Origin of the sequence: Streptomyces spororaveus (genome assembly GCF_016755875.1) — a bacterium.
GTDB classification, from domain to species: Bacteria; Actinomycetota; Actinomycetes; order Streptomycetales; family Streptomycetaceae; genus Streptomyces; species Streptomyces spororaveus.
Genome location: NZ_BNED01000005.1, coordinates 4,269,027 through 4,288,530, shown reverse-complemented (window position 1 = coordinate 4,288,530; position 19,504 = coordinate 4,269,027). Strand labels below are relative to the sequence as shown.

17 protein-coding genes are annotated in these 19,504 nt (G+C 70.5%); 9 read left to right on the top strand and 8 right to left on the bottom strand.

All coding sequences use genetic code 11. The features are described from left to right. Positions 1 to 24 precede the first annotated feature (24 nt). Entirely contained in the window at positions 25 to 579 is a 555-nt protein-coding gene (locus tag Sspor_RS21620; RefSeq protein ID WP_202200611.1) for a Uma2 family endonuclease, read from the bottom strand. On the opposite strand from Sspor_RS21620, the gene Sspor_RS21615 reads away from it, so the two are divergent. Continuing rightward, entirely contained in the window at positions 578 to 2,323 is a 1,746-nt protein-coding gene (locus Sspor_RS21615) for a recombinase family protein (protein ID WP_372499829.1), read from the top strand. The two genes, Sspor_RS21620 and Sspor_RS21615, sit on opposite strands and share 2 nt — an antisense overlap. A 763-nt stretch (positions 2,324 to 3,086) precedes the next feature. After that, positions 3,087 to 4,931, top strand: a complete 1,845-nt coding sequence (locus Sspor_RS21610) for an NHL domain-containing thioredoxin family protein (protein WP_202200609.1) — start codon at positions 3,087 to 3,089, stop codon at positions 4,929 to 4,931. A 23-nt stretch (positions 4,932 to 4,954) separates the two neighbouring features. Here the strand turns inward: Sspor_RS21610 and Sspor_RS21605 are convergent, their stop codons facing one another. The 5 genes from Sspor_RS21605 to Sspor_RS21585 all read right to left on the bottom strand — a co-directional run bounded on the left by Sspor_RS21605 (position 4,955) and on the right by Sspor_RS21585 (position 9,740). Next, positions 4,955 to 6,247 carry a M18 family aminopeptidase gene (locus tag Sspor_RS21605; protein ID WP_202200608.1) on the bottom strand — a complete coding sequence of 431 codons (1,293 nt, stop codon included), beginning with the start codon at positions 6,245 to 6,247 and terminating at the stop codon, positions 4,955 to 4,957. 100 nt (positions 6,248 to 6,347) lie between these two features. After that, positions 6,348 to 7,076 carry a hypothetical protein gene (locus Sspor_RS21600; RefSeq protein WP_202200607.1) on the bottom strand — a complete coding sequence of 243 codons (729 nt, stop codon included), beginning with the start codon at positions 7,074 to 7,076 and terminating at the stop codon, positions 6,348 to 6,350. 149 nt (positions 7,077 to 7,225) lie between these two features. Then, positions 7,226 to 9,052 (bottom strand): acyl-CoA dehydrogenase, encoded by a 1,827-nt coding sequence (locus Sspor_RS21595; RefSeq protein ID WP_202200606.1) that lies wholly within the window; start codon positions 9,050 to 9,052, stop codon positions 7,226 to 7,228. Between the two features lie 116 nt (positions 9,053 to 9,168). Continuing rightward, positions 9,169 to 9,534, bottom strand: a complete 366-nt coding sequence (locus Sspor_RS21590; RefSeq protein ID WP_202200605.1) for an ATP-binding protein — start codon at positions 9,532 to 9,534, stop codon at positions 9,169 to 9,171. Beyond that, positions 9,531 to 9,740, bottom strand: a complete 210-nt coding sequence (locus Sspor_RS21585; RefSeq protein WP_202200604.1) for a hypothetical protein — start codon at positions 9,738 to 9,740, stop codon at positions 9,531 to 9,533. The genes Sspor_RS21590 and Sspor_RS21585 overlap by 4 nt, the downstream gene beginning before the upstream one ends. Before the next feature lie 122 nt (positions 9,741 to 9,862). Between Sspor_RS21585 and Sspor_RS21580 the strand changes: the two genes are divergently transcribed. The 6 genes from Sspor_RS21580 to Sspor_RS21555 all read left to right on the top strand — a co-directional run bounded on the left by Sspor_RS21580 (position 9,863) and on the right by Sspor_RS21555 (position 14,080). Further along, on the top strand, positions 9,863 to 10,714 hold the full coding sequence (locus Sspor_RS21580; RefSeq protein ID WP_202203779.1) for a helix-turn-helix domain-containing protein: 852 nt from the start codon (positions 9,863 to 9,865) through the stop codon (positions 10,712 to 10,714). Continuing rightward, complete coding sequence (locus Sspor_RS21575; protein ID WP_202200603.1) at positions 10,695 to 10,910, top strand: DUF397 domain-containing protein; 216 nt, start codon at positions 10,695 to 10,697, stop codon at positions 10,908 to 10,910. The genes Sspor_RS21580 and Sspor_RS21575 overlap by 20 nt, the downstream gene beginning before the upstream one ends. Positions 10,911 to 10,992: 82 nt before the next feature. Next, a complete protein-coding gene (locus Sspor_RS21570; RefSeq protein ID WP_033215170.1) occupies positions 10,993 to 11,451 on the top strand; it encodes an SseB family protein in 459 nt (152 codons plus the stop codon). Between the two features lie 72 nt (positions 11,452 to 11,523). After that, positions 11,524 to 12,483, top strand: coding sequence for an ArsR/SmtB family transcription factor (locus Sspor_RS21565; RefSeq protein ID WP_202200602.1), 960 nt, complete (start codon positions 11,524 to 11,526; stop codon positions 12,481 to 12,483). A gap of 112 nt (positions 12,484 to 12,595) precedes the next feature. Beyond that, complete coding sequence (locus Sspor_RS21560; protein ID WP_237403959.1) at positions 12,596 to 12,976, top strand: hypothetical protein; 381 nt, start codon at positions 12,596 to 12,598, stop codon at positions 12,974 to 12,976. A gap of 108 nt (positions 12,977 to 13,084) precedes the next feature. Further along, positions 13,085 to 14,080, top strand: coding sequence for a pirin family protein (locus Sspor_RS21555; protein WP_202200601.1), 996 nt, complete (start codon positions 13,085 to 13,087; stop codon positions 14,078 to 14,080). A 31-nt stretch (positions 14,081 to 14,111) separates the two neighbouring features. Here the strand turns inward: Sspor_RS21555 and Sspor_RS21550 are convergent, their stop codons facing one another. Both Sspor_RS21550 and Sspor_RS21545 read right to left on the bottom strand, forming a co-directional pair. Further along, a complete protein-coding gene (locus Sspor_RS21550; RefSeq protein WP_202200600.1) occupies positions 14,112 to 15,185 on the bottom strand; it encodes an AI-2E family transporter in 1,074 nt (357 codons plus the stop codon). A gap of 40 nt (positions 15,186 to 15,225) precedes the next feature. After that, positions 15,226 to 17,451, bottom strand: coding sequence for a SpoIIE family protein phosphatase (locus Sspor_RS21545; protein ID WP_202200599.1), 2,226 nt, complete (start codon positions 17,449 to 17,451; stop codon positions 15,226 to 15,228). Positions 17,452 to 17,609: 158 nt separating this feature from the next. Here Sspor_RS21545 and aspS point away from each other — a divergent pair, with 158 nt between their 5' ends. Next, positions 17,610 to 19,430, top strand: coding sequence for an aspartate--tRNA ligase (aspS, locus tag Sspor_RS21540; protein WP_202200598.1), 1,821 nt, complete (start codon positions 17,610 to 17,612; stop codon positions 19,428 to 19,430). Positions 19,431 to 19,504 lie beyond the last annotated feature (74 nt).

Genomic DNA, 19,504 nt, shown 5'->3' with positions numbered 1-19,504 from the left:
CCGGCACGTTACCGGGCCGGGCGACTACAGCCCGCTGGTGTCGAGATCGATCCCGAACGGCTCCGGCAGCCGCACCGGCGTCCCGAAGGGATGCGGCCCGTCCACCGTGGTGTCGCCGAGCCGTCCGGGCCCGGCGAAGAGGGTGACGGTCTCCTGCATCCGGTCGACGAGGAGGTACAGGGGCGCGCCGTACTCGGCGTACCGCTTGCGCTTGACGACACGGTCGGTCTCGGCGTTCGACTTCGATGTCACCTCGACGATCAGCAACGTCTGATCGGGCAACAGCGCCGCGCCGACGCGGGCGAGGCGATCGGGCACCACGGCGATGTCGGGCACGTACCAGTTCGACGACAGGGGCAGGTCCAGATGGCCCGAGCCCTCGACGCAGCCCAGTGCGTCCACCCTGTCCTGGATCTGGCGCCGTACGAGCTTGGCGGCCCGCTCGTGGTCCCAGCTCGGTGTCACGTTGGTGATGACCCCTTCGACGATCTCGGTGCGGTCCCCGCTGTGGTGCTGGATGGCGTACTTCAGGGCCCGCTCGGGATCGATGCCCTCGCTGTAGTCGTGCGCGGTGGTCATCCCGGACGCCTCCCCGGCGCCCACCCCCGCGCCCTGCCGTGCCCGTGTTCGTGCCCCCGAGCTGATCGGCAAGGGCGGCTGGCTGAACACCGGCGGGAAGGACCTGAGCCTCGCCGACCTGCGAGGACGCATTGCGATCCTCGATTTCTTAAAATGGACAACAGAGCACCGAACTCGTAGCCACACTGAGTGTGTGCACCAAGACACGGTCTGTGACCTGTACCTCCGCCTGTCCCTCGACCGGGACGGCAAGACCGCAATCGAACGGCAGGAAGCCGACTGCCGTGCCTGGGCCGAGCGCAACGGACTGACCGTCCGCAAGGTCCACATAGACAGAGGGCGCTCCGGCTACAAGACCGTTGAGCGCAAGGGCTTCGACGCCGCGCTGGCGTCCGTCACGGCGGGCGTCGTCGGCACACTGATCGTCTGGAAACTGGACCGCCTGTCCCGCAAGGGCATCGGCCAGGTGGGCAAAGTACTGGACGACATCGAGAAGGCCGGCGGCCGTCTGGTCTCAGTCGTGGACGGCCTCGACACCTCGAACGACTCGGCGCGCATGGTCGTCTCGATGCTCGCTGAGCTCGCCCGGTGCGAGTCGAAGAATCTCGGCACGCGCGTCGGGCACGCGAAGCGCTACCTCCGAAGCAAGGGGCAGTGGATCGGCGGACAGCCTCCGTACGGGCTGCTCATCGACCCGATGACCAAGAAGCTCGTCCACGACCCTGAGCACGCCGTCCACGCCCGCCTGATCGCGGATGAAGCGCTGGCTGGAACATCGTTGGCCAAGATCGCCCGACTCCTCAACGAGTACGAGATCCTCTCTCCCCGGGGCGGGCAGTGGAACGCGGCCAGCATTATGCAGCTCCTGCGTTCTCCATCGTTCGCCGGCCTGATGCCGGAGACCGAGAGGGTCGAGACGGATGACGGCGAGCGGAAGTACACGGGCAGGGTCTTCCCGTACCGCGATCCCAAGACGCTGGACACCGTCGAGATCGGCGAGGGGATCATCACGGTCGGAGAGCGTGAGCAGATCATCCGCACCCTGGAATCCAGGACGTTCATGCACGCAGGAAAGCGGCGGCCGAAACCCGAGGGGACGGCCCTGCTCACGGGACTCGTCTTCTGTGCGGTTCCCGGCTGCGGTCGCCGGATGCACCGTGTGGGCGGGAGCTATCAGTGCATGGCCCGACGCGCGGGCAACCAGTGCATCGGAGCCTCAGCGTTGGCTCAGGCGGTGGACCAGTACGTGACAGAACAGTTCCTCACCAAGCTCCCGGCGCTCGAACCGGACGACCCGCTGCTCGTCGCGATCGCAGATCGCTGGGTGCACCGTGTGGACCCGGAGACCTTCGCGAAACGTGATGCGCTCACCGCGGAGATCCAGGACGAGGAAGCCCGCTTGGCTGATCTGGAGGATGCGCGCTATGTGCGTGGTGAGTTCAGCGGCGCCGCAGCCGTGGAGCGTTACAACCGGCTTTCAGGACGGCTGAGGGGACGCATCGACGGCCTTCGTGGTGATCTCCACAGGCTCCCCATGCCGTCCGTGGACGTGTCTCCGATGCTCGATGGCGTCACCCTGCGCGAGGCATGGACGGACGCGACGAACGAAGACCGGCGCGAAAGGCTGTCGCTCGCCATAGATCGCGTTGAGGTGAGCAAGGGAGTGCGCGGGCAGCGCATCATCCCCGAGCAACGCATTCAGATCCATTGGGCAGAGCTGGCGGGAACCGACACTCCTACCTGAGCACCACGGCAAGCGCGCAGCGGAGAGGAGTGACGAAGTGACGGAATGACGCTCTCGCCCGGTTACCTCTTATTAGGGGTGTTGTTGTTTCTATGGGTGGAATGGAAGTAATCGTCATTCCGTCACTTCGTCACGAGAGAGGTTTAAAGTTCAGGCGGATCCTTCGCGGCTGCCCCGGCCCCAGGCCGGAAAGCGCGCCCTGGCTGCCGCTTCGTTTTTGGGCAGCCACACGGCACTGACCTCGCAGAATCCATGCCACAGAGGGTGAGAATGCCCCCGTCAACGCCCTCTGCAGCGAGTTGAACACCTCCCAACGGCCCCGTCTGACGGCCCTCTTGCGCCCGTCGGTCGCAGGGGGTGAGGCTCGTGCACGCTGATGCAACCGCCGCGACACCGGGAGCGGGCTCGGGCGACGCTTCGAAGGTCAGCGACTGCAACGTGGAGCTGCGCAACCATCCGCAGCCCGGGCGCCGGGCTTGAGCGTACGCGCGGTGCTCAGGTACGTGACCTACGTCATACACCGCCACCTGTCGGCGGAGACCACGGCAACCGCGCGCTGTCTGAACCCGGACTGCCAGTGAATCTCCGCACCGACCGGCAGCGCGGGGGTGTGGACCGACATGTGCATTCAGCACACCGGCCGGACCGGGCACATGGCCTTCCTCCGGGAGTCTCGGAAGTCGCTGTGGTGGAGCGCATGCCCTGAGCAGGCGCTTTGTACGGGTGTGACCGGGCGTTCATGCGCGGATGGCAAGCTTGAAGCATGAACGATGCCGCCCCGGTGCCCACCCCCGCGCCCGCGCCCCGACGACGTGCCCGTGTCCGTGCCCCCGAGCTGATCGGCAAGGGTGGCTGGTTGAATACGGGTGGCAAGGAACTCACCCTCGCCGACCTGCGAGGCAAGTGCGTTGTTGTAGATTTTTGGACCTTCTGCTGCATCAACTGCCTGCACGTCCTGGACGAGCTGCGCGAGCTGGAGGAGAAGCACCGCGACACCGTCGTGATCATCGGTGTGCACTCCCCGAAGTTCGTGCACGAGGCCGAGCACGCCGCCGTCGTCGATGCCGTCGAGCGCTACCAGGTGCACCACCCGGTGCTGGACGATCCCGAGCTCGCGACCTGGAAGCAGTACGCCGTACGCGCCTGGCCCACGCTCGTCGTGATCGACCCCGAGGGGTACATCGTCGCCCAGCACGCCGGCGAGGGGCACGCGCACGCCATCGCCCGCCTGGTCGAGGAGCTGGAGGCCGAGCACGAGGCCAAGGGCACGCTGCGGCGCGGCGACGGACCGTACGTGGCGCCCGAGCCCGTGGCCGGCGCCCTGCGGTTTCCCGGGAAGGCGCTGCTCCTGCCGTCCGGGAACCTGCTGGTCTCCGACTCCACCCGGCACCAGCTCGTGGAGCTGGCCGCCGACGGCGAGAGCGTCGTACGCCGCGTCGGCAGCGGCGAGCGCGGCTTCGCCGGGGACAGTTTCAGCGAGCCGCAGGGACTGGCACTGCTGCCCGACGGCAGGGTCGTCGTCGCCGACACCGTCAACCACGCGCTGCGCGTCTACGACCCGGCCACCGGGCACGTGGAGACCGTCGCCGGGACCGGCCGGCAGTGGTGGCAGGGTTCGCCGACCTCCGGGCCGGCGCTTGAGGTGGACCTGTCCTCGCCGTGGGACGTGGCCTGGTGGCAGGGCCGGGTCTGGATCGCCATGGCCGGTGTGCACCAGCTGTGGACCTGGGACCCGGAGGCCGGGACGGTCGAGGTCGCGGCCGGTACGACCAACGAGGGGCTGCTCGACGGTCCGGCCGCCGAGGCCTGGTTCGCCCAGCCCTCGGGGCTCGCGGCGGCCGGGGACCGGTTGTGGATCGCCGACTCCGAGACCAGCGCCCTGCGGTACGTGGAGGCCGGAGAGGACGGGTACGTCGTCAAGTCGGCCGTCGGCACCGGGCTGTTCGACTTCGGGCACCGGGACGGGGACGCCGCCCAGGCGCTGCTCCAGCACCCGCTGGGGGTGACCGCCCTGCCCGACGGCTCGGTCGCGGTGAGCGACACGTACAACCACGCGCTGCGCCGCTACGACCCCGCCACCGGTCAGGTCTCGACCCTCGCGACCGACCTGCGCGAGCCCAGCGACGCCGTGCTGGTCGGCGAGGACATCGTGGTCGTCGAGTCGGCCCGGCACCGGCTGACCCGGCTGCGCCTCCCGGAGGAGGCGGTCCGCGTGGACGCGGTGGCCCACCGGACGCAGCGGGCCGCCACCGAGGTGGCGGCCGGCACGCTCCGCCTCGACGTGGTCTTCCAGGCCCCGACCGGGCAGAAGCTCGACACCCGTTACGGGCCCTCCACCCGGCTGCTCGTCTCCTCGACCCCGCCCGGGCTGCTGGCGGACGGCGAGGGCGCCGGGACGGACCTGTTCCGGGATCTCGTGCTGAACCCGGACGTCACCGAGGGCGTCCTGCACGTCTCGGCGATGGCGGCGTCCTGCGACGACGACCCCGCCAACGAGTACCCGGCCTGCCACGTCCACCAGCAGGACTGGGGCGTGCCCGTCCGCGTCACCGCCGAGGGCGCTTCCCGGCTGCCCCTCGTCCTTGCGGGGATGGACGCCGAGGGGTAGCCGGCACCGGCCTTCCTGGGGGCTCAGCCCTCCAGGAAGGCCACCAGGGCGTTGGCGAGGAGGTACGGGTCGTCCGCGCCGCACAGTTCGCGGGCGCTGTGCATCGAGAGGATCGCGACGCCGATGTCCACGGTCTGGATGCCGTGGCGGGCGGCGGTGATCGGGCCGATCGTGGTGCCGCACGGCATCGAGTTGTTGGAGACGAAGTTCTGCCAGGGCACGCCGGCCCGCTCGCACGCGGCGGCGAACACCGCGCGCCCGCTGCCGTCCGTCGCGTACCGCTGGTTGACGTTGACCTTCAGGATCGGTCCGCCGTTGGCGCGCGGGTGGTGCGTCGGGTCGTGCCGCTCACCGTAGTTGGGGTGCACGGCGTGCCCGGTGTCCGAGGACAGGCAGATGGTGCCCGCGAAGGCCCGCGCACGGTCCTCGTACGAGCCGCCGCGGGCGAAGACTGAACGTTCCAGCACGTTGCCCAGGAGCGGGCCGTCGGCGCCCGTGTCGGACTGCGAGCCGTTCTCCTCGTGGTCGAAGGCGGCCAGCACCGGGATGTGGTCGAGCTTGCCGGCGGTGGAGACCGCGGCCAGCGCCGCGACGCCCGCGTGCACCGACAGCAGGTTGTCCATCCGTGGTCCGGCCACCAGCTCGCGGTCGCGGCCCAGGTACGAGGGCGGCTCGATGGAGTGGACCATCAGGTCCCAGCCGGCCACCGACCCCTGATCCAGGCCCTCTTCCTCCTCCAGGAAGGCGATCAGGTCGCCCTCGTGCGCTTCGCCCAGACCCCAGATCGGCTGCATGTGCCGCTGCTTGTCGAGCTTGAGGCCGTCGCTGTTCACCGACCGGTCCAGGTGCACGGCGAGTTGGGGCACGCGCAGCAGGGCGCGGTCCACGTTCACCAGGCGCTCGGTGCCGTCGCGCAGGGTCAGCCGTCCGGCCAGGCCCAGGTCGCGGTCCAGCCAGGTGTTGAGCAGGGTGCCGCCGTAGATCTCGACGGCGATCTGCCGCCAGCCCTGGGAGCCCGTGTCCGGCAGCGGCTTGACCCGCAGGTTCGGGGAGTCGGTGTGCGCGCCGACGATCCGGAACGGGGTGTGCGCGGCCGCGCCTTCGGGGACGAACCAGGCGATGAGCGCACCACCGCGGAGCACGAACTTGCCCCCGGTGCCCGCATCCCAGGCGTCCGTCTCCGACAACTGCCTGAATCCCGCCTTCTCCAGCCGCTCCGCCGCGTTGGCGACGGCGTGGTAGGGCGACGGACTGGCCGTCAGGAAGGTCATCAGATCGTCGGTGTGGCCGCGGTCGAAGCGGGCGGGAGAGCTCATGTGGTTCACCTTAGTGACGGTCGTGTTCGCCATGGCCGGACTGCGAGGGATGGCCGGAGGTCGGGGTCCGCAGGCTGGGTGATCTGCGGTCCCGTCGGTTTCAGCCCGGCGGCCGCTCGAAGCGGCGCTGCAACTGCCTGCGCTCGCCCCGGCGGATGCGCGGGAGCATCTCCGGGGTCTGCGGGGAGCGCTGCGCGCGTCTCTTGCGTCCGGCGCAGAAGATACAGGCCTCACCGGGGGGCGCGTCGGGGTCGATCGGCGCGCCGGGATGTTCGGCGCATCCCGACGCGTTGCGCGGCCGGGAGAGTTCGCGGGCGACGATGAAGGCGCGGTGCAGGTCGTCGGCGATGCGGACGAAGTCCTCGGCGGGTGAGGACAGGCCGAGGTGGAACCGCTGGTCCTCGACGGCGCGCACATAGGTGCGCAGGCGCTGGAGCGTGTACGGGGGGTCCGGTACGGGGTATCCCAGGCGGCGCTGCTCTGCGGCGGGGGCGGCGGCCGGGCCGCCGTGCCGGCGCTGTCCGAGGCGGCGGCGGTCGTTGCAGATGAGGCAGCGGCCCCAGCCGTCGGGTGCCTCGGGGTCGAGGGCGCCGTTGGGGTGTTCGGGGCAGCCGGTGTAGCTCTTGGCGGGAGCCAGTCCGGTGGCCGTCTGGAAGGCCACGTACAGCGCGTCGGCGATGGTGTCGTACTCGGCGGGGTGCGCGCCGTCGTACAGCTCGCGCAGGTGGTCGCCGAGGCTGCCCAGGCTCGCCTGCAGCTCCTTGAGGGCGTACGGACGCCCGGTGGGGACGGAGTACCCCCTGCTGCCGTGCTGATCCTGTGGACTCATGTGTACGAGCGTCCCATGAACGACTGACATCGGGGGAAAGCCGCAGGACAGGGGCCTGGGGCCGGATACGCGCCAGCGGCCGGGCCCCTGTGCGGGGGAGCCCGGCCGCTGGTGCGTGTGCGCGGCGGTGGCGCGGTGGGGGCGCCTGCTTAGAAGGCGGCCTCGTCGAGCTCCATGAGGGAGTTGTCGACGGTCTCGGCCAGCGCGCGGGCGACCGAGACGTTCGGCAGGACCTGGGACGCGAAGAACTTCGCGGCGGCGATCTTGCCGGTGTAGAAGGCGACGTCCTTGGGGGCGGCGGTCGCGAGCTTCTCGGCGGCCACGGCGGCGCCCTTGAGCAGCAGGTAACCGACGACCACGTCACCCGAGGCCATCAGCAGGCGGGTGGTGTTCTGGCCGACCTTGTAGATGTTCTTGACGTCCTCGCCGGTGGCGGTGAGGTCGACGATCATCTGGCCGACGATGGCCTCCAGGTCGACGGCGGCCTTGGCGAGCGCGTCGCGGGCGCCGGCCAGCTCCTCGCCGCCGACGGCCTCGGCCAGGAACTTCTTGATCGTCTCGGAGAGGACGTTCAGGGAGGCGCCCTGGTCGCGGACGATCTTCCGGAAGAAGAAGTCCTGGCCCTGGATGGCCGTGGTGCCCTCGTAGAGGGTGTCGATCTTGGCGTCGCGGATGTACTGCTCGATCGGGTACTCCTGCAGGTACCCGGAGCCGCCGAAGGTCTGCAGGGACTGGGCGAGCTGCTCGTAAGACTTCTCGGAGCCGTAGCCCTTCACGATCGGCAGGAGCAGGTCGTTCAGGCCGATCTCGGCGGAGGCGTCCTGGCCGGCGGCCTGCTTGACCTGGATCTCGTCCTGCACGGAGGCCGTGTAGAGGACCAGGGCGCGCATGCCCTCGGCGTAGGCCTTCTGCGTCATGAGCGAGCGGCGCACGTCCGGGTGGTGCGTGATGGTGACCTTGGGCGCGGTCTTGTCCATGAAGTTCGCCAGGTCCGGGCCCTGCACGCGCTCCTTGGCGTACTCCAGCGCGTTCAGGTAGCCGGTGGAGAGGGTGGCGATGGCCTTCGTGCCGACCATCATGCGCGCGAACTCGATGATCATGAACATCTGGCGGATGCCGTCGTGCTTGTCGCCGATCAGCCAGCCCTTGGCGGGGTGCTGGTCGCCGAAGGTCATCTCGCACGTGTTGGAGGCCTTGAGGCCCATCTTGTGCTCGACGTTGGTGGCGTAGACGCCGTTGCGCTCGCCCAGCTCGCCGGTCTCCCAGTCGAAGTGGAACTTCGGGACGAGGAAGAGGGACAGGCCCTTGGTGCCCGGGCCGTGGCCCTCGGGGCGCGCGAGGACGTAGTGGAGGATGTTCTCCTCCATGTCGTGCTCACCGGACGTGATGAAGCGCTTCACGCCCTCGATGTGCCAGGAGCCGTCCGCCTGCTGGATCGCCTTGGTGCGGCCGGCGCCGACGTCCGAGCCGGCGTCCGGCTCGGTGAGGACCATGGTGGAGCCCCAGCGCTTCTCGACGGCTATCTGGGCGACCTTCTTCTGCGCCTCGTTGCCCTCTTCGAAGAGGATGCCGGCGAACGCCGGGCCGGAGGAGTACATCCAGATGGCCGGGTTCGAGCCGAGCAGCAGCTCCGCGTAGGCCCAGATGAGGGAGCGGGGCGAGGTGGTGCCGCCGATCTCCTCGGGCAGGCCCAGGCGCCAGTACTCCGACTCCATGAAGGCTTCGTAGCTCTTCTTGAAGGAGGCCGGGACGGGCGCGGTGTTGGTGGCCGGGTCGAAGACCGGCGGGTTGCGGTCGGCGTCCTCGAAGGAGGCGGCCAGCTCGTTCTCGGCGAGGCGGGCGAGCTCGGACAGGACGCTCTTGGCGGTCTCGGTGTCCATCTCCTCGAACGGACCGGTGCCGTACTGCTGGTCGCGGCCGAGCACCTCGAAGAGGTTGAACTCGATGTCGCGGAGATTCGACTTGTAGTGCCCCATGGCGACGGCTCCGTTAAGGCTCGGGGAGACAGGTTCCTCGTACATACCAATCGGTAACAACATGATGCTACCCGCCGGTAATAACGGCAACCCTTCCGAGCCGACTGTGACCAGGGTCAAAGCTCGCACCAGACCGTCTTGGTCCGGTACCCCTGCGTGACCCCCCATCGCAGCGCCACGGCCTCCAGCAGGGCGAGGCCCCGCCCGGACTCGTCGGTTCCGGCCGCCTCGCGCCGTACGGGCCGCACCCGCGGTGCGGGATCGGTGAGCTCGACCCGCGTACGGGCTGCCCTTCCGGTCCCGGTGACGCGCAGGGTGACGGGGGTGCCCGCACCGAGGTGGGTGATCACGTTGGCCAGCAGCTCGCTGACGCAGAGCTCCGCGTCGGGATGGCCGTCCGGGCCGAGGTGCTCGCGCACGGCGTGGCGCAGGAGCGGGGCCGCCTGGGGGACGGCGAGCAGCCGGATCGTGAGGGCGTTCACCGCGCCGCGCGCAGGACGTCGGCCAGTCGCTGCGCGGTGGCCGGGTTGCAGTTGCCGAGGGTGATCAGCGGTGGCGAGTCGTACCGCCCGGCGTAGGAGAGGAGGTGCAGGTCGAGCGAGGGGAGGGTGACCCCGTGCGCGGCGAGCGCCGCTCGCAGTGCGTCGAGGGCCGCGACGGCCTCGCGGTCGTGGGGGTGGTCGCTCATGGGTGTGCCTGCCGTTCCGTTCGGATGCGGAGTGTGATGAACAAGTCACAGGCTGGCGCCGGGCGGCGTACCGTGGGAAGGGTTTTCAGTCCACAGTGCGGAGTGTGGAAGGCGGGCCGATCGTGGCTGCGCGTAAGGACATTGACGGCTCGGCGAGCGTGCCGGCCTTCTATGGCACGGAGTTGCGCTGGCGGCGCGAGGCGGCGGGGCTCACACTCCAGCAGGCGGTGGAGGGGAGCTTCTACGGTGCCAGCTACCTGAGCGAGATCGAGCGCGCTCAGCGTCGGATGCCGGCCGACCTGGCTCGCCACGTGGATCAGGTGATGCGTACGGACGGCTTCTTCGAGCGGCGATGTGAGGACGTCCGGAAGGCCCGGAAGGGTGCGCACGCGGAGTACTTCGCTCCGGTCGCGGAGGCGGAGACACGGGCGCGGACCATCGAGGAGTGGAACAGCACGCTGATTCCTGGCCTGCTCCAGACCGAGCCGTACGCACGCGCGGTCATCCGGTCCACGCACTCACTCGACCTCAAGGAAGAGGTCGACGCGAAGGTCAGCCAGCGGCTGGGGCGGGCCAAGCTCTTCGATGACCCGAAGAGGCCGGAGTACTGGGTCATCCTGCACGAGTCCGTGCTTCGCGAGCCGTTCCTCCCACCGGCTCAGATGGCCGAACAACTGGACCGAATCGCTGCCCTGGCGGATCGCAGCCGCATCGTTCCACAGCTCCTGCTGTGGAACGCGCCGACCCGACCGTTCATGGGGCTCTCGCTCCTGTTCATGGAGTTCGACGACGAACCGCCGCTGATGTACACGGAGGGGCCCTACCACGGCCACACGGTCGACGATCCGGCCCTCGTGAAGCAGTACCGCAAGGCATACGATCGGCTCAGGGCCGCCGCGCTGCCGCCGGAGGCGTCCCTCGCCATGATCGAGGCGATCGCAGAGGACTACCGAAATGGCAAGCAGCCACGTTGATTTGCGTGCCACGCGCTGGCGCAGGAGCAGCTACAGCAATGGCGACGGAGGCAACTGCGTCGAGGTGGCAGACGGCCTGCCCGGGCTGGTCCCCGTCCGGGATTCCAAGCGGCCCCACGGCCCCGCCGTGGTCGTCGCCGCCGGTGCGTGGGGGCCGTTCGTGCGGGCGCTGAAGGCCGGGGAGCTACCCGGCTGAGGCCGTCCGCCCGCGCCCGCCCCGGGAGGGGACTGGCCGGTACCGGCCGGTATGGGGGCAGGTGCTCGATAGGGTGTGCCGCATGTACGGCTACGACCAGAACCCGGGCGCCCAGCAGCAGTATGCGCAGCAGCCCCCGCAGGGCTACGCGCAGCAAGCGCCGCCGCTGTACCCGGAGCCGTCCCCGCCCTCGCTCACGGACGCGGTGCGGGCCTTCACCACGGGGTCCCTCTCCGCCGAGGACTTCCAGCAGATCTTCGCCACCTCGAAGGTCTACTGCCCGCGCGGCGACACCCCCGGGTTCCTGGCGCTGCACAACACGCAGCACCCGGTGATCCCCATGTTCACCACGCTCAAGGAACTGCGCCGGTACGCCGGCAAGGAGTCCAAGTACTTCGTGATCACCGGCGCCGAGGTGATCGACCTGCTGCCCACCGGGTACGGCTTCGTCCTCGACATGGAGGGCGACCACCGGATGGTCTTCGACGCGAAGGCGGTCGAGCAGATGGTCGACTTCGCGATGCGCCGGATGTACGGCTAGAGCCATGACTGCGTAGACGGCTCGCCGTAGACGTACCGGCTGACGCCTGACGGGGGGCGGACTGTGCTGCGCGTGCATTTCACGGCGGAGGACCTGCTCAACGTCACCTTCGCGAGCGAGCCGCTGCCCCTGGTGGAGCTGGGCATGGCGATGGTCGCCTGGCAGCGTACCGACGAGCAGGCGGTTTTCGGCCGCTGGCGCAGTCGGGTCGGCCGGGAGCTGCCCGGCCGTGCCCGCCCGCTGCTCGACCTCCTGCGCCCCGACGGCGACAACCCCCAGTTCGTCGAGCCGTACGCGCGCGGCCTGGAGGAGGCGCTGGCCGTCGTACGGGACTCGGGCCCGCTCCTGACCCCCGGCGAGCTGCACCGCGTCGCCGCCCGGGCCCCCGGCTCCGCGTCGTGGGTGCGTGCCCTGTGGGCCCAGGACCGCGAGGCGTGGGACCAGCTCGGCGGTGCGCTCCGGTCCGCCTACGAAGCGGTCGTCGCCCCGCACTGGCCGCGGATCCGGCAGTCCTTCCAGGCGGACGTGGCCTGGCGCAGCCGGCTACTGGCCGCCCACGGCATCAAGGCGTGCCTGGCCGGCACGCACCCGCTGGCCGCGTGGTCGGGCACGGTGCTGGAGGTGGACGGGCCGCCGCACTACGAGGTCCGCCTGGGCGGGCGCGGCCTGCTGCTGATGCCCTCGCCGTTCTGGACGGGCCGGCCGCTGCTCGCCGAGGGTCCGGACGGCCCGGACGGCAGGTGCGTGCTGCTCTATCCGGCGCTGACGCCCCTGCCGCTGGTGGGGCCGGGCCCGGCGCAGGGGGCGCTGGACGCGCTGCTGGGCCGGACCCGGGCGGCCGTGCTGCAGTCGCTGATCGAGCAGCGCACCACCAGCGAGCTGGCCCGGGACCTCGACATCAGCCTCCCCTCGGCCTCCGAGCACACCCGCACCCTGCGCGCGGCCGGGCTGATCACCACGGAGCGCGACGGCAAGGCGGTCCTGCACTCGGTGACGGGCCTGGGCGTGGACCTGCTGCACAGCGGCGGCTGACCCACCTTTCGGACCTGCCCGAAAGGATCGCGGCCCGGTGCGGCCGGCCCCGAGTATCGGTGTCGCGGGGGGATCCACGGGGGACCCCCCGCCCCACCTTGAGGAGGCAGAGATGGCCCGTACGAAGATCCGCACGACGCTCGCCGCGGTGGCGGCCACCACCATGCTGGCGCTGGGCACGGGGGTCCTGGCGGCATCGCCCGCGCATGCCGCGGGCTCGTGGCACGGGTGCCCCTCGGGCGCCGTCTGCATCTATCCGCAGGATGCCGGCTGGAACAACGACAGGCCGTCCCAGGTGTACTGGGAGGGCGTCTACCGGCTCTACGGCCAGGAGGGGACGCACTTCGTCGTCAACAACCAGACCGGCGGCTGGGTCGACCGCATCTGCTACGACTCCTACGGGAGCAGCTGCGACGCGTACGTCCAGCCGCCCGGCACCACCTGGCAGCTGAACCTGTCCCCGATGAATTCGATCAAGCTCAGCAGGTACTAGTCGGACCCGAAGGCCCCGGGGGAATTTCCTCCGGGGCCCCTCCGTTCTGCGGGGTGTGGCAGAAAGTTCGAGTTTCAACTAAACTCGACGCAGAAGGAGGTCCTGACCATGCCCGCAGTGACTGTTGAGAACCCGTTGACCCTTCCGCGTGTGGCCGAGCCGCAGGCCGCCGTCCCGCGCAAGGTGCTGGCCGTCGTCTCCGCTCCCGGTGGGTTCGAGGGTGAGGGATTCCCGGTGCGCCGCGCGTTCGCCGGGATCAACTACCAGTACCTCGACCCGTTCATCATGATGGACCAGATGGGTGAGGTGGAGTACGCGCCCGGCGAGCCGAAGGGAACCCCCTGGCACCCGCACCGCGGCTTCGAGACCGTCACGTACCTGATCGACGGAACCTTCGTCCACCAGGACAGCAACGGCGGCGGCGGAGTCATCAACGGCGGCGACACCCAGTGGATGACCGCGGGTTCGGGCCTCCTGCACATCGAGGCTCCGCCGGAGTCCCTCGTCGTGTCCGGCGGGCTGTTCCACGGCCTCCAGCTTTGGGTGAACCTCCCGGCCTCCGACAAGATGATGCCCCCGCGCTACCAGGACATCGGCGGCGGCCAGGTGCAGCTGCTGACCACCCCGGACGGCGGCTCCCTGCTCCGCGTCATCGCCGGTGAGCTGGACGGCCACCAGGGCCCGGGCATCACCCACACGCCGATCACGATGATCCACGCGACCGTCTCGCCGGGCGCGCAGATCACCCTGCCGTGGCGCGAGGACTTCAACGCCCTGGCGTACGTGATGGCCGGGCGCGGGTCCGTCGGCGAGGACCGCAGGCCCGTGCAGACGGGCCAGACGGCCGTCTTCGGCGAAGGCGGCTCGCTCACGGTGCGGGCGGACGCGTCCCAGGACTCGAACGCCCCGGACCTGGAGATCGTGCTGCTCGGCGGACGTCCGATCCGGGAGCCGATGGCGCACTACGGGCCGTTCGTGATGAACAGCAAGCACGAGCTGCAGCAGGCCTTCGACGACTTCCAGGCGGGCCGGCTGGGCCGCATCCCCACCACGGCGCGCACCGGCCTCGGCCACCGCGGCGCGGGTGAGGCCGACCAGGACTGACCCGGCGGACCAGGACCGAACCCGCGGTCCGCTACGCCGGATCCACGGGCCCGGGCGCCGCATCGGCGGCGTACCGGGCCCGCAGTTCTGAGATCACCCCGAACACGGCCGCGGTCAGCGGCACCGCCAGCAGCATCCCCAGGATCCCGGCGACGCTCGCCCCGGCGGTGATGGCCAGCATCACCACGGCCGGGTGCATCTGCACCGTGCGGCTCTGCACCACGGGCTGCAGTACGTAGCCCTCGATCATCTGGACCAGCAGCACCAGGCCCAGCGCCCACAGGCCGATGACCCAGCCCCGGTCGGCGAAGGTCACGAGGACGGCCACGGCGCCCGACAGGATGGCCCCGAGGTAGGGGATGTAGGCCGTCACGAAGACCAGGGCGGCCAGCCCCAGCGCACCCGGCACGTCGAGGACCAGCAGACCCGCGCCGATCAGCACGGCGTCCACCAGGGCCACGAAGGTGGTCCCGCGCATGAAGCCCTCGACGGCCTCGTAGGCACGCCGTCCCATGGCCTCCATCAGGTCGCCCGAGCCGCTCGGGACGACGGAGCGCAGGGTTCCCACGGCCCGGTCGGAGTCGCGCAGGAAGAAGAAGATCAGCACCAGGGCGAGCAGCACCATCGCGATCAGCGAGCCCACCACGCTGAGTCCCGAGACCACGCCCGAGGCGGCCGTTCCGCCGAACTTCGCGAGCAGGTCCTTGGAGTTCGCGGCGATGTCCTCCAGCGAGGTGCCCACCGCCCCGAAGTGCTCGGAGACCATCTCGCCGGCCCGCCGCAGCGAGTCCAGGATCTCGCCGCCGGTCTCGATGAGCGCGAGGACGACGACGTACGCGGCCCCGCCGACGACGGCGACCACGGCGAGGCAGGTCAGGGCCGCGGCCAGCGAGCGGTTCATCCTCATGCGGACCAGGCGCCGGTGCATCGGACCGAGCAGCGCCGTACCGAGCACGGCCAGCAGCACGGGCGTCACGACGGACTCGAACACGGTGCACAGCCATACCCCGACGGCGAGGACCGCGGTGACGAGCAGGACGACGCCGCACCAGGCGGCGAGCCGCCGTACGGCCTCGGGCAGGAGACGATCCGGGACAGGGGACACCGCTGCATCCCATCACACCCTGCCGCGCCGCGCGCCCGCGTCAGAACACCTGGTCGGCGTCCGTCTTCGACTGCTCGTGCAGCTCGAACCAGATCGACTTGCCCTCGCCCCGCGGGTCCACGCCCCACGCGTCGGCCAGCATCTCCATCAGCAGCACCCCGCGGCCGCTGGAGGACATCTCACCCGGCTGCCGCTTGTGCGGGAGCTCGTCGCTGCCGTCCGCGACCTCGACGCGCAGCCGGCGCGTGCCCAGCTCGCCGACCGCCTCCGCGACCAGCAGGGCGTCGCCGTCGGTGTGCGTGAGGACGTTCGTCACCATCTCGGAGACCATCAGCACCGCCGAGTCCACCTGGTCGGGATCGGCCCAGTCGTGCAGCAGCTCGCGGATCTGCTGCCGCGCGCCCGCGATCCGTTCGGGCTCCGCCTGCGCCACGGTCAGTACGGTGCGGCGCAGGGGGCGGGCCGGGTGCGGCAGCGCGGTGCCGGCGCCGCGGTCGACGCTCTCGCGGCACAGCAGGACGACGGCTATGTCGTCCTCGCGGCGGTCGGCGAGCGGGCCGGTGGTGTGGTGCGAGGACGGCCCGTGCACGGCCTGGACCAGCAGGTCGGCCAGTCTTTCGAGGTGCGGGGGCGCGAGGTGCCCGGCCGGGCCCTGCGGATCGTGGGCGGGCTCGTGCTCGTGCGCGTCGGACTCCAGGACCGCCCGCAGCCGTGCCCAGCCGGTGTCCAGGTCGTGCCCGCCGGTCTCGATGAGCCCGTCGGTGCAGAGCATCATCGTCTCGCCCGGCTCCAGGGTGAACCGGGTGGTGGGGTAGTCGGTGTCGGGGTCGATCCCCAGCGGCAGCCCGCCCGCGGTGGGGCGCATCAGGACGGTGCCGTCGGCCATCCGGATCGCGGGATCGGGGTGGCCGGCGCGGGCCACCTCCAGCATGCCGGTCCGGGGATCGCACTCCACGTACAGGCAGGTCGCGAACCGCGGGCTCAGGAAGTCGGAGTCGGAGTCCCGTCCGCCGCCGTCGTCCTGGTACGGGTCGGACTCCGGCGAGGAGCACAGCCCGGCCAGGAAACGGGAGGCGCGCGAGAGCACCGCGTCCGGCCGGTGGCCCTCGGACGCGTACGCCCGTACGGCGATCCGCAGCTGGCCCATCAGCCCGGCCGCGCGCACGTCGTGGCCCTGCACGTCGCCGATGACCAGCGCGAACCTGCCCGACGGCAGCGGGATCATGTCGTACCAGTCGCCGCCGACCTGCAGCCCGCCGCCCGTCGGGACGTAGCGGGCCGCGATCCGCATGCCGGGGATCTCCGGGCCCAGCTGCGGCATCATCGACCGCTGCAGGCCGGTGGTGAGCTCCCGCTCGGACTCGGCCACCACGGCGCGCTGGAGCGCCTGGGCCAGCATCCGGGCCACGGTGGTCAGGACGGACCGCTCGTCGGGCGAGAAGGACGCCGGGTGCTTGAAGGCGGCCATCCAGGCGCCCATGGTCCGCCCGGCCACGATCAGCGGCAGGAAGGCCCAGGAGACCCGCTCGAAGCGCCGGGCGAGCGGCCAGGCGGCCGGAAAGCGCCTCTTGTAGTCCTCGGGGGTGGGCAGGTAGATCGCCCGGCCGGTGCGGACGACCTCCGCGGCCGGGTAGTTCGTGTCCAGCGGCATGTCGGAGAACAGGCCCTCGTCCCCGGGGTCGTGCCCGTGGTGCCCGATGACCGACAACCGGTCCCCGGCCACGCCGAAGACGGCCAGCCCGTCCGGGCTGAAACCGGGCATGGACAGCGAGGCGGCGACGCGCAGCACCTCGGCCGTGGACCGGGCCTCCGCCAGCGCGCGCCCCGCGTCGAGCAGGAAGGCCTCGCGGGAGCGCCGCCAGTCGCCGGTGATGGGGGTGTGCGCGGCCGTGGTGCCGGGCTGGGGCTCGGCGATCTCCTGGATCGTGCCGATCAGCTCGTAGTCCGCGGTCCCGTCGGCCGTCCGGTTCGCCACCGGTTTGGAGCGGCTGCGCACGGTCCGCAGCACCCGGCCGTCCACGTCCATGATCCGCAGCCGGGCCTCGGCGAGCGTGCCCTCGGCGACGGCCAGGTTCACGATCCCGTTGATCTCGTTCCAGTCCACCGGGTGGAAACGGGACCGCACGGCGACCTCCGGCAGCACCGCCGGTTCGGCGGGCAGCCCGAGGAGCCGGGCGGCCTCGCCGTCGAGGGTGACCGTCCCGGAGGCGTTGTCCCATCGCCACAGGCCGGTCGCAATGGCGGCCAGAACGTCCTCGGTGCGCACCCGGCCATCTTTACAGGTCATATCCGTTACGTGCCTGTTCGCCCCGACCGGCGGACGCATTTGCCCAGGCTGGAGGGAGTGCCCGACCCGTCACCTTCCCGGACGGTAACCTTGGGACGGTTGAATCCACCCTGGTATCGCGTAGAACTGGATGACTGATGCATCGGTACAGGTCCCACACCTGCGGCGAGCTCCGCGCTTCTGACGTCGCCGCCGACGTCCGGCTGAGCGGCTGGCTGCACAACCGTCGAGACCTGGGCGGCATCCTCTTCATCGATCTGCGCGACCACTACGGCATCACGCAGCTGGTCGCCCGGCCCGGCACCGCGGCGAACGAGGCGCTCAGCAGCGTCACCAAGGAGACGGTCGTCCGCATCGACGGCAAGGTCGTCTCCCGCGGCGCCGACAACGTCAACCCGGAGCTGCCGACCGGCGAGATCGAGATCGAGGTCTCCGCGGTCGAGGTGCTCGGCGCGGCCGCCCCGCTGCCGTTCACGATCAACACCGACGACGGGGTGAACGAGGAGCGGCGCCTGGAGTACCGCTTCCTCGACCTGCGCCGCGAGCGCATGCACCGCAACATCATGCTGCGCTCGGCCGTCATCGCGTCGATCCGCTCGAAGATGGTCGCCCTCGGCTTCAACGAGATGGCGACGCCGATCCTCACCGCGACCTCCCCCGAGGGCGCCCGTGACTTCGTCGTGCCGTCCCGCCTGAACCCGGGCAAGTTCTACGCCCTGCCGCAGGCCCCGCAGCAGTTCAAGCAGCTGCTGATGATCTCCGGCTTCGACCGCTACTTCCAGATCGCGCCCTGCTTCCGCGACGAGGACGCCCGCGCCGACCGCTCGCCGGGCGAGTTCTACCAGCTCGACGTGGAGATGTCCTTCGTCGAGCAGGAGGACGTCTTCCAGCCGATCGAGCGCCTGATGACCGAGCTCTTCACCGAGTTCGGCAACGGCCGCGAGGTCACCTCGCCGTTCCCGCGGATCCCGTTCCGCGAGTCGATGCTGAAGTACGGCAACGACAAGCCCGACCTGCGCGCCAAGCTGGAGCTCGTCGACATCACCGACGTGTTCGAGGGCTCGGAGTTCAAGGCGTTCGCCGGCAAGCACGTGCGTGCCCTGGCCGTCCCGGACACCGCCGCGCAGCCGCGCAAGTTCTTCGACGGCCTCGGCGAGTACGCGATCTCGCTGGGCGCCAAGGGCCTGGCCTGGGTCCGCGTGGGCGAGGACGGCGGGCTGACCGGCCCGATCGCCAAGTTCCTCACCGAGGAGAACGTCAAGGTCCTCACCGAGCGCCTGGGCCTGGTCCCCGGCCACGCCGTGTTCTTCGGCGCGGGTGAGTTCGACGAGGTCTCCAAGATCATGTCCGGCGTCCGCGTCGAGGCCGCCAAGCGCGCCGGCCACTTCGAGGAGAACGTCTTCCGGTTCTGCTGGATCGTCGACTTCCCGATGTACGAGAAGGACGAGGAGACCGGCAAGATCGACTTCTCGCACAACCCCTTCTCCATGCCGCAGGGCGGCATGAAGGACCTGGAGGAGAAGGACCCGCTCGACATCCTGGCCTGGCAGTACGACATCGTCTGCAACGGCATCGAGCTGTCCTCCGGCGCCATCCGCAACCACGAGCCCGAGGTCATGCTGAAGGCCTTCGAGATCGCCGGTTACGAGGCCGAGACCGTCGAGCGCGAGTTCGCGGGCATGCTGCGCGCGTTCCGCCTGGGCGCGCCGCCGCACGGTGGCATCGCCCCGGGCGTGGACCGCATCGTGATGCTGCTGGCCGACGAGCCGAACATCCGCGAGACCATCGCCTTCCCGCTGAACGGCAACGCGCAGGACCTGATGATGGGCGCGCCGACGGTGCTGGAGGAGGCCCGTCTGCGCGAGCTGAACATCGCCCTGCGCAAGCCGGTCGAGACGAAGGCGGCCGCGGCGGAGCGCCCCGTCAGCGAGGCCGTCCACCCGGACGCGGCGCGCTGAGGCGCCGAGTGCCGACGCACTGACGCACTGGGGCACTGACGGTCGAAGGGCCCGGGATCCGAGGATCCCGGGCC